This window comes from Rhizobium sp. PP-CC-3G-465 (assembly GCF_004343445.1).
Lineage (GTDB): Bacteria > Pseudomonadota > Alphaproteobacteria > Rhizobiales > Rhizobiaceae > Ferranicluibacter > Ferranicluibacter rubi.
Genome location: NZ_SLYH01000006.1, coordinates 25,124 through 38,254, shown reverse-complemented (window position 1 = coordinate 38,254; position 13,131 = coordinate 25,124). Strand labels below are relative to the sequence as shown.

The window sequence follows — 13,131 nt, the reverse complement described above, 5'->3', positions numbered from 1 at the left end:
AAGGGAGAGCCCCCATATGACAGTGAAAGTCGCCATCAACGGCTTCGGCCGCATCGGCCGCAACGTGCTCCGCGCCATCGTCGAGTCCGGCCGCACCGACATCGAAGTCGTCGCCATCAACGACCTCGGCCCGGTCGAAACCAATGCGCACCTGCTGCGCTACGACTCTATCCATGGCAAGTTCCCCGCGACGGTCGAAGTCCAGGGTGACACGATCGTCATCAACGGCGGCAAGCCGATCAAGGTGACGGCCGTGCGCAACCCGGCCGAACTGCCGCACAAGGACCTCGGCGTCGATATCGCGCTCGAGTGCACCGGCATCTTCACCGCCCGCGACAAGGCCGCAGCCCACCTGCAGGCCGGCGCGAAGAGCGTCATCATCTCGGCCCCTGCCGATGGTGCCGACCTGACCGTCGTCTACGGCGTCAACCACGACCAGCTGACCAAGGAACATACGGTCATCTCCAACGCGTCGTGCACCACGAACTGCCTGGTTCCCGTGGTCAAGGTTCTGAACGACGTGATCGGTATCGACCACGGCTTCATGACGACGATCCACTCCTACACGGGCGACCAGCCGACGCTCGACACCATGCACAAGGACCTGTACCGCGCCCGCGCCGCAGCCCTGTCCATGATCCCGACCTCCACCGGTGCCGCCAAGGCCGTCGGCCTCGTGCTGCCGGAACTCAAGGGCAAGCTGGACGGCACGTCGATCCGCGTTCCCACGCCGAACGTTTCGGTCGTCGACTTCAAGTTCGTCGCCAAGCGCGACACGAGCGTCGCCGAAATCAACGATGCCATCAAGGCTGCCGCCGACGGCAAGCTGAAGGGCATTCTCGGCTACACGGACGAGCCGCTGGTCTCCCGCGACTTCAACCATGACAGCCATTCCTCGATCTTCGCCATCGACCAGACCAAGGTTCTCGAAGGCAATTTCGTGCGCATCCTGTCCTGGTACGACAATGAATGGGGCTTCTCCAACCGCATGTGCGACACGGCCGTCGCCATGGGCAAGCTGCTCTGAGACCATGACGAGCCCCGGGGCGCCACAGGCGTTCCGGGGCTTTTTCTATCGGTGGCTTGCCAACAGGCCTGACCGCCTTGAAGCAACGTCCCGGCATATCCAACGCAGGGTAAGGCAAGGATCCCATCGATGTTTCGCCCGCTGCAGCCGATGACCGTGCGCTGGCGTCCGTTCGAGGACGAGGGCCTGGAGCATCTGACGCTGATGCCGCTGTCCGGGCCGCAACCCGGCATCCGCATCTTGTCGGTGGTGATCGGCGCACGCGGCGGCACGACCTATGGCGTCCGCTATACGATCGACTGCGACCCCCATTGGACGACGACATCCCTGACGCTCGAGACCACGACCGGCATCAGCCTCTCGCTCGTCTCGGATGGTCTCGGCCACTGGCAGGACGGCGATGGCCATGCGCTGCCGGCCTTTGACGGCTGCATCGACGTCGATCTCGCCGGCACGCCCTTCACCAACACGCTGCCGATCCGCAGGCTGGGCCTGCGCCCCGAAGACGGCACCCGCAGCCTCGATATGCTCTATATCCCGTTCGACACGTTCGAGCCGTTGCGCGATGCCCAGCTCTATACCTGCCTTGCCGAAGACCGGCTCTATCGCTACGAGGCCGCCGACCGCAGCTTCACGGCGGATCTCCCGCTGGATGCGGACGGCCTCGTGCTCGACTATCCCACGCTTTTCATTCGAACCTGACCCGATCAGACGCAACCGGAGACGACACATGACCTTCAAGACCCTTGACGACCTGAGCGACATCGCCGGCAAGCGCGTGCTCGTGCGCGTCGACCTGAACGTGCCGACCAAGGACGGAAAGGTGACCGACGCGACCCGCATCGAGCGTGTCGTGCCGACGATCCGCGAATTATCGGAAAAGGGCGCGAAGGTCATCCTGCTCGCCCATTTCGGTCGCCCCAAGGGCGAGACGGTCGAGGAGATGTCGCTGAAGCCGATCGCCGCCGCCGTCGAGGACATCATCGACCAGCGCGTTCACTTCGCCGCCGACTGCATCGGCGAAACCGCGGCAACCGCCGTGGCCGGCCTTGAGAACGGCGATATCCTGCTGCTCGAAAACACGCGCTTCCACAAGGGCGAGGAAAAGAACGACGCCGAGTTCACCAAGGCGCTGGCCGCGAACGGCGATATCTACATCAACGACGCCTTCTCCGCCGCGCACCGCGCCCATGCCTCGACCGAAGGTCTCGCGCATCTGCTGCCGGCTTACGCCGGCCGCACCATGCAGGCCGAACTGGAAGCGCTGGAAGCCGGCCTCGGCAATCCCAAGCGCCCTGTCGTCGCCATCGTCGGCGGCGCCAAGGTGTCGACCAAGATCGATCTTTTGACCAACCTCGTGAAGAAGGTCGATGCCCTCGTCATCGGCGGCGGCATGGCCAACACGTTCCTTGCCGCCCAAGGCATCGACGTCGGCAAGTCGCTCTGCGAGCACGACCTTGCGGAGACCGCGCGCAGCATTCTCACTGAGGCGGAAACATCGGGTTGCGCCATCGTGCTGCCGGTGGACGGCGTGATCGCGCGCGAGTTCAAGGCGGGCGCCGCCAATGAGGTGGTCGATATCAAGGCGATCCCGGCCGACGCCATGGTTCTCGACGTCGGTGCGAAGTCGATCGCGGCTGTGAACGACTGGGTGAGCAAGGCGGAAACGCTGGTGTGGAACGGCCCGCTCGGCGCCTTCGAGATCGCCCCCTTCGACAAGGCGACCGTCGCGGTCGCCAGGCACGCGGCATCGCGCACCAAGAGCGGCGCGCTCGTCTCCGTCGCCGGTGGTGGCGACACGGTCTCGGCCATGAACCATGCAGGCGTCGCCGACGACCTGACCTATGTCTCCACGGCCGGCGGCGCGTTCCTCGAATGGATGGAAGGCAAGCCGCTTCCGGGCGTCGATATCCTCCACCAGCAGAAGTAACCAAGCCATCCATGGAGGCGCGTGGTCAGCCATGCGCCTCCAGCGTGCAGGCGATCCAAAGCGCTTGCACTCGCGTGGTCGGAACAAACCACTGGAAATCACAGACAATTCAAACGATTAAATTATTTTCAATCGTTTTAAATATTTTAATTTATTTTGCATCCTCTTCGACTTCTGCTATCGCCAGAGGTAGAGACAAAACGCCGCAGAGGATGGATCATGACCGAGAGACTGGAAGATATTGCCGCAGCGATGATGGCAAAGGGACAGGGTCTTCTGGCCGCCGACGAATCCACCGCGACGATCGGCAAGCGCTTCGACACGATCGGTCTTGCCTCCAGCGAGACCTCGCGCCGCGACTATCGCGAGATGCTGTTCCGCGCCGACGAGGCCATGAAATCGCATATTTCCGGCGTCATCCTCTATGAGGAAACCCTGTTCCAGAAGGCGGCCGACGGCACGCCCTTCGTCGATATCATCCGTGCGGCCGGCGCCGTTCCCGGCATCAAGGTCGATACCGGCGCGAAGCCGATGGCGAAGTTTCCAGGCGAGACGATCACCGAAGGCCTCGATGGCCTCGCCGACCGCCTGAAGTCCTATTACGAGGCCGGCGCCCGCTTCGCCAAGTGGCGCGGCGTCATCGCCGTCTCCGACACGCTGCCGACCTTCGGCTCGGTGAAAGCCAATGCCCAGGCGCTGGCCCGCTACGCCGCCCTCTGCCAGGAAGCCGGCATCGTGCCGATCGTCGAGCCGGAAGTGCTGATGGACGGCGTTCCCGGCGATCATTCGATCGAGCGCTCGGCCGAGGTGACCGAGGAAACGCTGCGCATCGTCTTTGCCGAGCTCGCCGACGCTCGCGTCTCGCTCGAAGGCATGATCCTGAAGCCCAGCATGGTCATCGACGGCAAGAAGGCCCGCAAGGCGAGCGTCGAGCAGGTCGCCGAGCGCACCGTCGCCGTTCTCAAGCGCACCGTCCCCTCCGCCGTCCCCGGCATTGCCTTCCTGTCCGGCGGCCAGTCCACGGAAGAAGCGACCGCCCACCTCTCCGCGATGATCGCCGGCTACGATCTCCCCTGGGCCATGACCTTCTCCTACGGCCGCGCACTGCAGACCGAAGCGCTGAACGCTTGGCACGGCAAGGCCGAGAACGTCGCCGCCGGCCAGCGCGCCTTCACCCACCGCGCCCGGATGTGCGGCCTGGCTGCCCAGGGCGGCTGGAAGAAGGATCTTGAGAAAGCGGCTTGATCACCCTTTCGCATACCCCATTCAGGGCGTCCGACAGGATGCCTTGCACACCTTCTGGGAGGGAGGAGACCTGGCCGCCTCGTGCGGCCGGGTTTTTTTGTGCCGATCGCTGGCGCAAAAGGGCGGCGCGCAGAGCCCTCCTCGAAATTGTCACGGTCACAAGTCTGCCGTTTCGTACCTGCCGGCATCCGGGATAGCTCTTAACCCAACATCACCGGAGCCCGTTCCCTATGACCCAGTTCGACTACGTCACCCTCGATGTCTTCACGAAAGAGCGCTTCCGCGGCAATCCGCTGGCCGTGATCGCCGATGCGCGGGGGCTCGATAGCGAGACGATGCAAGCGATCGCGCGCGAGTTCAATTACTCCGAGATTACCTTCGTGCTGCCGCCGGCGAACCCGGAGAATACGGCAGAGGTGCGAATCTTCACGCCGACCATGGAACTGCCCTTCGCCGGCCATCCCAATGTCGGCACCGCCTTCGCGCTCGCCCGCGCCAGCCATGTCTTCGGCAAGCCGGTCGGCGACCGGCTGCGCTTCGAGGAGAGGGCCGGCATCGTCGAGGTGACCGTGGAGCGCGACGCCGGCGGTGCTGCCACCGGCGCCAGCATTCAGGCGCCGCAAATGCTGACCGTCGCAGACGGCCTGTCCGTGGACACGCTTGGCCCCATGATCGGCCTTGCACCCGCAAAGATCGCCACCGGCAACCACGCCCCGCTGTTCCTCTCGGTCGCCCTGCCCTTCCTCGTCGCCGAGCTGCCCGATCTCGAAACGCTCGCCGCGGCGCACCCGGACACAAGCCTGTTCTCGGCGGCCGAGGCCGGCCTAGACCCGGTCGATGGCCGCCTGTCGGTCTTCCTCTATGTCCGCTCCGCCGAGAATCCGCTCTCGCTGCGCGCCCGCATGTTCGCGCCGCTCGACAACATCGCGGAAGACCCCGCCACCGGCAGCGCCTCGGCAGCCCTCGCCGCCTATCTCGCCACCACGGTGGCTTCAGTACCCGAAACGGTGGACCTGACGATCGATCAGGGCGTGGAAATGGGCCGCGCCAGCCACATCCGCCTGCGCGTCGCCATGTCGGACGGCAATCCCACCAGCGTGCTGGTCATCGGCGACTGCGTGGAGGTCATGCGCGGCACCCTCACGGTCTGACGCGCTCTCTGGATCGCCGCTACGGCCGGATCAGCACCGTCAGCATCATCACGGCGATGGCCGCCACCGCGATCTTCCAGAAATCCCGGCGATAGCGAAGCCCCGGCCAGCCCAGCGGCTTCACCAGTTGGACCGTCATCAGGGCGAGAAGCAGGAGGGAGAGCGCTTTGGACATCGCCGCGACCATAGAACAATTGTGGCCGGCATGCGACGCGCTTTCCGTCCGGTTTCGAGCGTCCTGGCGACCGGGCGGGAACGTTCGGTTGCCGCCGAAACCTGTCGCGGATGGCGACGCAGCCGCCATCTCGAACATTGGAGGAGATTGATGCTCAAACCGATTCCGGTTTCGGGAAATTTGCAGTAGGTTCGCCGGCACGTCCGGAACAAGCGAAGTCTCATGACCAGAAATCTCCTCCCCGTCGCGGCCCTTCTCCTTGGAACCCTGTTCCTGTTTCTCGGAAACGGCCTTCACAGCCTGCTCCTGCCGATGCGCGGCACCACGGAGGGCTATTCGGCCACGCTGCTCGGCCTGCTCGGCACCTCGTGGGCCAGCGGCTTCGTGCTCGGCTGCCTGACGGCGCCGGCCATCGTGCGGCGTGCGGGCCATATCAGGGCCTTCAGCATCTTTGCGGCCATCCTCGCCATCGTCGCGCTGATGACCGGCATCCATGTGGATCCGATCTGGTGGGTCGTGCTGCGGGCCTTCACCGGCTTCTGCACTGCGGGCACGTCGATGATCATCGAGAGCTGGCTGAACGAGCGTGCCACCAACGAGAGCCGCGGTGCGATCTTCTCGCTCTACATCGCCATCACCCTCTTCGGCGTGGTCGCGGGCCAGATGATCGTGCCCTTCGGCGACACCAACACGGCCGTGCTCTTCATGGTCTGCGGCATCGTCTATTGCGTGGCCATGCTGCCGACCCTGATGTCGACGGCGGTTTCCCCCCAGCCGTTGAAACAGGTTCGCCTCGATCTGGCCGGCCTCTATCGTAATTCTCCCGTGTCGTTCCTCGGCATTCTCATGGTCGGCATCGCCAATGGCGCCTATGGCACGCTTGCCGCCGTCTTCGGGCGCCAGGCCGGTCTGCCGGATGCGGATGTCGCCGTGATGGTCAGCACCGTCATTTTTCTCGGCGCCATCATGCAGTTTCCGGCCGGCCGGCTCTCCGACCGGATGGACCGACGCTACGTGCTGGCCGGCATCTCCGCCGTCGCCGCGCTGGCGGGGCTGCTGATCTTCCTGTTCGAGCCGGCGGGCAAGGTGTCGCTGCTCATCATGGTCGGCCTCTACGGCGCCATGTCGAACGCGCTCTACCCGATCGCCGTGTCCCACGCGAACGACTTCGCCGCACCGGAGGATTTCGTGAAAGTCTCCGGCGGCCTGTTGCTGCTCTACGGCATCGGCACGATCATCGGCCCGACCGTCGGCGGCCCGGTGATGACGATGATGGGCCCCTACGCGCTGTTCATGATCACCGCCTGCGCCCACATGATCGTCTTCGCCTATGCCCTCTTCCGCAGCCGCCGCCGGGCGGCGGTTCCCGTCTCGCAACGCGACCCCTATCCCGCCACCATATCGAACGGACCGCTGATGGCGACGCCGGAAAGTCTGCAGATGTCCCCGCGCGCCGCGCAGGCAACAGTGGTCGATCCGTCACTGGACGAGGCCGGAGAACGAGATTGTGCAACGGAGACCGTGAATCGGGAGGGCACACAGCCCAATCCGTAGAGGACCAGAGAACAGCAGACGAATCGCGATGCTGCCCGCTGTGTCGAAAGATGAACGAAACAATAATTTTGTGAAAAATGTCGCGGATCGAGGCCGGAACAATACACTTTTAACCGTCCGTTAAGCATTTCGGTTTATACATCATGACATCCAGTTCGCTCTGGACTCAGACATTTCACTTCGGCGAATGGTCTGATTTTCTCCCTGTTTTACCTTGAGAGCCGCTTTTGCGGCTCTTTTTTTTGCCTTCGTTACACCTTGGGCCAGGCGTCTTCATCAAGGTGTGGATGTTAACCCTTTCTTAAGAATATACTTGCGCGAAATGCGCTATGAGACCATTCTTCGTGTTGAGAAGAGCGGCGTTAGAAACTTTTTATCGACCCGCCCGTTACCTGACCGAGTGAATGCGTCTAACCAGGGAATGAAACATGTCCGAACGCGGATTGAACACCGTCAGTTTTGCAGGCCACGCCGCAGCATCGGCACAGTTCAAGGCGCTCTACGCTGAGGGCATGGGGCTGGTCGAGGAAACGGCGAGCTATCTCGATGGCCACGGCCGCGCAGCCTCCAAGGTTCTGCCGCGCATGGCGTCGGTTCTCTATGCGGCGGAATCCATGCGCCTTACCACCCGCCTGATGCAGATGGCCTCCTGGCTTCTTCTCCAGCGCGCCGTGAACAACGGCGAAATGACCCGCGACCAGGTGCTTTCCGAAAAGAACAAGGTTCGCCTCGACAGCTTTAACGTCGATCGCACCGCTCCGGGCTGGTCCGACCTCCCCGAGGGCTTCCGCGACCTCATCGACCGCTCGCTCCGCCTCCAGAACCGCGTCGCCCTGCTCGACCGCGAAATCTACCGCCCGCAGGAAGCCGGCAGCTTCGTGCCCGACAACCAGAACGGCGTTAAGGCCCAGTTAAACCTGCTTCAGACGGCGTTCGGCGCGAACTGAGGTTTCAGACGGTTACTATCGGAAGAAACGAGCCCGGCATGCCGGGCTTTTTCGTGTCTGGTGGGCGTTTTTTTGGCCATTGGCTGAGGACTTGGCAGCCCCTCATCCGCCTGCCGGCACCTTCTCCCCGCACGCGGGGAGAAGGGACGTGTGGCGCAGGTGCGGCAATACCGACACATCTTCCTCGCAAACTTTGTGTGCTATGAGGTTCGCGAAGCCCACCGCGCAGTCCCTTCTCCCCGCCTGCGGGGAGAAGGTGGCGGCAGCCGGATGAGGGGCTGCCGCACCCAGAGGCCTCTCTTTAAATTACCCAAACAAACGCAAAAAAGCCCGGCGAACCGGGCTTTTCCAATAAATCACTGCATCCAGCGCGCCGAAGCGACGCGCCAGCCAAAGCGGATCTTAGAGGCCGAGGCCTTCGAAGCGCTTCTTGAACTTGGAAACGCGGCCGCCGCGGTCCATGAGCTGCTGGTTGCCGCCGGTCCAGGCCGGGTGCGAATGGGGATCGATTTCAAGGTTCATGGTCTGGCCTTCGGAGCCCCAGGTCGAGCGGGTCTCGTACTCGGTGCCGTTGGTCATGACCACCTTGATCATGTGGTAAGCGGGATGGATATCAGCCTTCATAACACTCTTCCTGCAGTTCCCGGGTCCATTTGTCGCAACCACTTGCGGCTGCGGGACCGAACACGATAATGAAGCCGCAGACCGCATTTCGGCCAACGTCTTTTCAATTGGATGCGGTGCCTATACATGAAGGTCCAAGAGATAACAAGGGCCATAGCAAGGCCTGTCAGCAAAGCCGAATCTCGATGATCCGGCCGCAAGACGCGTGAAATGTTTCGTCCAGACGCTGGGCGACGGGAGGACAGTGTGGCGATCGACAACGACAAGGCGGCAGGGGCCACGCGAAAGGTCCGGCCGTTGGCCGGACTTCTTCCCTATGTGAAACGCTATCGCGGCCTGATGGCCGGGGCCGCCGTCTGTCTGGTGGCCGCGGCACTGACCACGCTGACGCTGCCGCTGGCGGTGCGCCGCATGATCGACCACGGCTTTTCCAATTCCGACAGCGCCTTCATCAACACCTATTTCGCCATGCTGATGGTGCTGGCCATCGTGCTGGCGCTGGCGAGCGCCGGGCGTTACTTCTTCGTCATCACGCTCGGCGAGCGAGTGGTGGCCGATATCAGGCGCGAGGTGTTCGACCATATCACCCGGCTGTCCCCCGCCTTCTTCGACGTCAACCAATCCGGCGAGATCGTTTCGCGGCTGACGGCGGATACGACGCAGATCAAGTCGGCGGTCGGCGCCACGGCCTCCGTCGCGCTGCGCAACATCATCCTTTGCCTCGGGGCCATCGCCATGATGGTCTATACCAGCCCGAAACTCTCGAGCCTCGTGCTGATGGCGATACCGGTCATCGTCTTTCCGCTGGTCGCCTTCGGCCGTAACGTTCGCCGCCGCTCGCGCGAGGCGCAGGACAGGCTGGCGGGCGCGTCCGCCTATGCCAGCGAGGCGATCGGCGCGATCCGCACCGTGCAGGCCTTCAATGGCGAGGCGACCGCCATGGCGCGCTATGGCAGCACGGTGGAAGACGCCTACAGGGCCGCACGCGGTGCGATCACCGCGCGCTCGGCGCTGACGGCCTTCGCCATCACCATGATCTTCGGCAGCGTCGTCGCCGTGCTCTGGTTCGGCGCGCAGGACGTGCTGGCCGGCACGATCTCGCCCGGCACGCTCGGACAGTTCCTGCTTTATTCGGTCTTTGCAGCCGGCAGCCTTGGTGCCCTGTCTGAAGTCTGGGGCGAGCTTTCGCAGGCGGCCGGCGCGGCCGAGCGGCTGAGCGAACTGCTGCAGGAACAGCCCGCAATCACCGAGCCGGCGCATGCCAAGGTGTTGCCGCAGCCCGCCATCGGCCGGGTGGCGTTCGAGACCGTCCACTTCGCCTACCCGACGCGGCCGCTCGAAAAGAGCCTCAAAGCCTTAAGCTTCGCGGTGGAGCCCGGCCAGACCGTGGCGATCGTCGGTCCCTCCGGCGCGGGCAAAAGCACACTCTTCTCGCTGCTGCTGCGCTTTTATGATCCCGACAGCGGGGTGATCCGTCTCGATGGTATCGACATCCGCGATCTCTCGCCGCGGGGTTTACGCGGCCGGGTGGCGATCGTGCCGCAGGACGTGACGATCTTTGCGGCCACCATCCACGAGAACATTGCCTTCGGCACGCCGGGTGCGACGCGGGCAGCGGTGGAAGCGGCGGCGAGCGCCGCGCAGGCCGACACCTTCATTCGGGCCATGCCCGATGGATACGACACACCGGTCGGCGAGCGCGGCATTACCCTGTCGGGCGGTCAGCGCCAGCGCATCGCCATTGCCCGCGCCATCCTCAAGGATGCGCCGGTGCTGCTCCTCGATGAGGCCACATCCGCGCTCGATGCTGAAAGCGAGACGCTGGTGCAGACGGCGCTCGACGGGTTGATGCGCACGCGCACGACCCTGGTTATCGCCCACCGGCTGGCGACCGTGCTGAAGGCCGACCGCATTCTGGTCATGGATCAGGGGCGCATCGTCGAGGACGGCACCCATGCCTCGCTGGTGCGTCAGGGCGGGCTCTATGCGCGCCTCGCGCGGCTGCAGTTCGACCATGGCGCCCAAGCGCTCAACGTCGCCAACCTTTAAGCGCAGCTGGGTATCTTTCCACCCATCTCGTTCGTGGGTGGGTGGAAGGTTACCCGTGAACGAAGGCCCGCGCGGCAAAATGCGGCAAGGCGGCGGCTTTCGACCAAAGAGGCGGTTGTCTCTGCCCTCCCCCCGATGTCACTCTCCATCCCGGCTGGCGCTTCGGAGGTTGCGCTGAGGCCAGATCTCAGACAGTGACGGGAGGAACGCGATGTCTGTCTTCAAATCCTTTTTGACCGGAACGCTGCCGGCCCTTGCTCTCGCCTTGCCGCTGGCAATGGCCACGGGCAGTGCGCAGGCGCAGGACTTTCCGGAGCGCACCGTGACCATGGTCGTGCCTTTTGCGGCTGGCGGCTCGACGGACGTGGTGGCGCGCATCGTCGCGCAGAAGATGTCGGACGATCTCGGCGAGCAGGTCATCGTCCAGAACGTCGCGGGTGCCGGGGGCAATCTCGGCGCGACGAACGTCGCCCGCGCCGATGCGGACGGCTACACGATCCTGATGGGCACCGTCGCCACGCACGCGCTGAACCCGCTGATCCTGAAGACCAAGCCTTACGACCCGGAGACGGACTTTGCGCCGGTGTCGCTTCTCGTGCTGGTGCCGAACGTCCTCGTCGTCAATCCGGAACTGCCGGCCAAGACGGTGGCCGAGCTGATCGCGCTTCTGAAGGCCGATCCCGAGAAATATTCCTATGCTTCTTCCGGCAACGGCACGCCGCTGCACCTGTCGGGCGAACTCTTCAAGAAGATGGCCGGCGTCAGCATGCAACATATCCCCTACAAGGGATCCGGGCCGGCGCTGAACGACGTGATCGGCAATCAGGTGCCGATCATGTTCGACAACCTGCCCTCGTCCTCCGGCCACATCAAGGGCGGCACCTTGCGGGCACTCGGCGTGACCACCGCCGAACGCGCGGCCTCCTTCCCCGACGTGCCGACGATCGCGGAGACCGTGCCAGGCTACGAGACCTATACGTGGAATGCACTGTTTGCCCCGGCCGGCACGCCTGAACCCGTCATCGCCCGTTTGAACGCGGCGGCGAAGAAAGCCATGGCCGATCCCGACGTCGTTGCCCGCATGAAGGATTTTAGCGCCACCATCGTCGCTTCGACGCCGGAGGAACTGAAGACGCATGTGAAGGCGGAGATCAACAAGTGGACGCCGGTGGTGAAGGACGCCAATGTGACGCTGGATTGATGGGGCGTTTGTAACCGGGGCACAGCCCCTCATCCGGCTGCCGCCACCTTCTCCCCGCATGCGGGGCGAACGGACTCGTGGCGGCGCCTCACCTCACATAAAACACCGAACAGGGCACGTCCCCTCGTCCCGCGCGCGGGGAGAGGGCTAGGGTGAGGGGCAATCCCCAGCGCGGAATGTTTGCTGTGCCCCGCTCCCCCTACTTCTCCGTCAGCTTCAGCTCGATACGGCGGTTCTGGTCGCGGGCTTCCTTGGTGTCGCCCTCGGCAATCGGCTGGAATTCGCCGAAGCCGGCGGCGACCAGGCGGCCGGGGGGGACGCCCTTGGAGATGAGGTATTTGACCACCGACGTGGCGCGGGCCGACGAAAGTTCCCAGTTATCGATGTAGCGACCGGCGCCCGACAGCGGCACGTTGTCCGTGTGGCCATCGACCCGCAACACCCAGTTGATCTCGGCCGGGATTTCCTTGGCAAGATCGAGCAGCGCCATGGCGAGCTTGCCCATCTCCTCCTGCCCTGCCGGGTTCAGCTCGTTGCCGCCGGAGGGAAAGAGGACTTCCGACTGGAAGACGAAGCGGTCGCCGACGATGCGGATGTTCTCGCGGTCCGACAGGATTTCGCGCAGGCGGCCGAAGAAATCGGACCGGTAGCGGTTCAGTTCCTGCACGCGCTGGGCCAGCGCTACGTTCAGGCGACGGCCCAGATCTGCGATCTTGGTTTGCGATGTCGTGTCGCGCGCCTCGGATGCCTGAAGAGCGCTTTCGATGGCGGCGATCTGGTTGCGCAGGGCGGCGATCTGCTGGTTGAGGAGATCGATCTGGCTCATCGCCCGGCCGCTTGCCTGCTGTTCGGCTTCAAGCCGTCCGGTGAGGTCGCCGATCCGCTGGTCGGCCGCAGCCGTGCTGCCGCTGCCCTGGTCGAGCAGCGATTGCAGCCGCGAGCGCTCGCCCTCCGACGTCTGAAGCGACGCCTGCAGATTGGCGAGCGAATCCTCCAGATCCTGCTTGCCGCTCTTTTCCAGCGCCAGAAGCTGGGTCAGCTCGTTGATCTGGCTGTTCAGCCGCGTCAGCACCTCGTCCTTGCCGCTGATTTCGCGGCTGAGTAGGAACTGCGCCATGACGAAGACGGAGAGCAGAAACATGATGGCGAGCAGCAGCGTCGACAGGGCATCGACGAAGCCGGGCCAGTAATCCACGGTGCGCTGGTGGCGACCCCTGCGTAGCGCCAT

12 protein-coding genes are annotated in these 13,131 nt (G+C 64.1%); 9 read left to right on the top strand and 3 right to left on the bottom strand.

All coding sequences use genetic code 11. The features are described 5' to 3' along the window. The first annotated feature begins 16 nt into the window (after positions 1-16). From gap to C8J33_RS19380, 5 genes are all read left to right on the top strand, one after another. Positions 17-1,027: a type I glyceraldehyde-3-phosphate dehydrogenase gene (gene gap / locus C8J33_RS19400; RefSeq protein WP_132665052.1), complete on the top strand. Its 1,011-nt coding sequence runs from the start codon at positions 17-19 to the stop codon at positions 1,025-1,027. A gap of 129 nt (positions 1,028-1,156) precedes the next feature. Then, positions 1,157-1,729 carry a putative glycolipid-binding domain-containing protein gene (locus tag C8J33_RS19395; RefSeq protein ID WP_132665051.1) on the top strand — a complete coding sequence of 191 codons (573 nt, stop codon included), beginning with the start codon at positions 1,157-1,159 and terminating at the stop codon, positions 1,727-1,729. Positions 1,730-1,757: 28 nt separating this feature from the next. Continuing rightward, a complete protein-coding gene (locus C8J33_RS19390; protein WP_132665050.1) occupies positions 1,758-2,957 on the top strand; it encodes a phosphoglycerate kinase in 1,200 nt (399 codons plus the stop codon). Between the two features lie 219 nt (positions 2,958-3,176). Next, a complete protein-coding gene (locus C8J33_RS19385) occupies positions 3,177-4,202 on the top strand; it encodes a class I fructose-bisphosphate aldolase (RefSeq protein ID WP_132665049.1) in 1,026 nt (341 codons plus the stop codon). Between the two features lie 230 nt (positions 4,203-4,432). After that, entirely contained in the window at positions 4,433-5,353 is a 921-nt protein-coding gene (locus tag C8J33_RS19380; protein ID WP_132665048.1) for a PhzF family phenazine biosynthesis protein, read from the top strand. Positions 5,354-5,372: 19 nt separating this feature from the next. Here C8J33_RS19380 and C8J33_RS19375 read toward each other — a convergent pair whose 3' ends face one another. Beyond that, positions 5,373-5,528 (bottom strand): hypothetical protein, encoded by a 156-nt coding sequence (locus C8J33_RS19375; protein ID WP_092935698.1) that lies wholly within the window; start codon positions 5,526-5,528, stop codon positions 5,373-5,375. Between the two features lie 222 nt (positions 5,529-5,750). On the opposite strand from C8J33_RS19375, the gene C8J33_RS19370 reads away from it, so the two are divergent. Together C8J33_RS19370 and C8J33_RS19365 are read left to right on the top strand one after the other, a co-directional pair. Then, positions 5,751-7,082 (top strand): MFS transporter, encoded by a 1,332-nt coding sequence (locus tag C8J33_RS19370; RefSeq protein ID WP_110800783.1) that lies wholly within the window; start codon positions 5,751-5,753, stop codon positions 7,080-7,082. A 428-nt stretch (positions 7,083-7,510) separates the two neighbouring features. Continuing rightward, positions 7,511-8,029: a DUF1465 family protein gene (locus C8J33_RS19365; protein WP_062475155.1), complete on the top strand. Its 519-nt coding sequence runs from the start codon at positions 7,511-7,513 to the stop codon at positions 8,027-8,029. A 402-nt stretch (positions 8,030-8,431) separates the two neighbouring features. Here C8J33_RS19365 and rpmE read toward each other — a convergent pair whose 3' ends face one another. Further along, entirely contained in the window at positions 8,432-8,653 is a 222-nt protein-coding gene (gene rpmE / locus C8J33_RS19360; protein WP_092930322.1) for a 50S ribosomal protein L31, read from the bottom strand. A gap of 210 nt (positions 8,654-8,863) precedes the next feature. Between rpmE and C8J33_RS19355 the strand changes: the two genes are divergently transcribed. Together C8J33_RS19355 and C8J33_RS19350 are read left to right on the top strand one after the other, a co-directional pair. Then, the gene (locus tag C8J33_RS19355) at positions 8,864-10,702 is read left to right on the top strand and encodes an ABC transporter transmembrane domain-containing protein (RefSeq protein WP_110800784.1); all 1,839 of its coding nucleotides are present in this window, start codon (positions 8,864-8,866) and stop codon (positions 10,700-10,702) included. 277 nt (positions 10,703-10,979) lie between these two features. Continuing rightward, positions 10,980-11,903 carry a tripartite tricarboxylate transporter substrate binding protein gene (locus C8J33_RS19350; RefSeq protein WP_245420089.1) on the top strand — a complete coding sequence of 308 codons (924 nt, stop codon included), beginning with the start codon at positions 10,980-10,982 and terminating at the stop codon, positions 11,901-11,903. A gap of 199 nt (positions 11,904-12,102) precedes the next feature. Here C8J33_RS19350 and C8J33_RS19345 read toward each other — a convergent pair whose 3' ends face one another. Further along, positions 12,103-13,131 carry a peptidoglycan -binding protein gene (locus C8J33_RS19345; RefSeq protein ID WP_110736127.1) on the bottom strand — a complete coding sequence of 343 codons (1,029 nt, stop codon included), beginning with the start codon at positions 13,129-13,131 and terminating at the stop codon, positions 12,103-12,105.

Bases quoted from the DNA above. Each gene is read 5' to 3' on its own strand.
- gap (WP_132665052.1), top strand. From the start codon at position 17: ATGACAGTGAAAGTCGCCATCAACGGCTTCGGCCGCATCGGCCGCAAC.
- C8J33_RS19395 (WP_132665051.1), top strand. From the start codon at position 1,157: ATGTTTCGCCCGCTGCAGCCGATGACCGTGCGCTGGCGTCCGTTCGAG.
- C8J33_RS19390 (WP_132665050.1), top strand. From the start codon at position 1,758: ATGACCTTCAAGACCCTTGACGACCTGAGCGACATCGCCGGCAAGCGC.
- C8J33_RS19385 (WP_132665049.1), top strand. From the start codon at position 3,177: ATGACCGAGAGACTGGAAGATATTGCCGCAGCGATGATGGCAAAGGGA.
- C8J33_RS19380 (WP_132665048.1), top strand. From the start codon at position 4,433: ATGACCCAGTTCGACTACGTCACCCTCGATGTCTTCACGAAAGAGCGC.
- C8J33_RS19375 (WP_092935698.1), bottom strand. From the start codon at position 5,528: ATGTCCAAAGCGCTCTCCCTCCTGCTTCTCGCCCTGATGACGGTCCAA.
- C8J33_RS19370 (WP_110800783.1), top strand. From the start codon at position 5,751: ATGACCAGAAATCTCCTCCCCGTCGCGGCCCTTCTCCTTGGAACCCTG.
- C8J33_RS19365 (WP_062475155.1), top strand. From the start codon at position 7,511: ATGTCCGAACGCGGATTGAACACCGTCAGTTTTGCAGGCCACGCCGCA.
- rpmE (WP_092930322.1), bottom strand. From the start codon at position 8,653: ATGAAGGCTGATATCCATCCCGCTTACCACATGATCAAGGTGGTCATG.
- C8J33_RS19355 (WP_110800784.1), top strand. From the start codon at position 8,864: ATGTTTCGTCCAGACGCTGGGCGACGGGAGGACAGTGTGGCGATCGAC.
- C8J33_RS19350 (WP_245420089.1), top strand. From the start codon at position 10,980: ATGGCCACGGGCAGTGCGCAGGCGCAGGACTTTCCGGAGCGCACCGTG.
- C8J33_RS19345 (WP_110736127.1), bottom strand. From the start codon at position 13,131: ATGGCGCTACGCAGGGGTCGCCACCAGCGCACCGTGGATTACTGGCCC.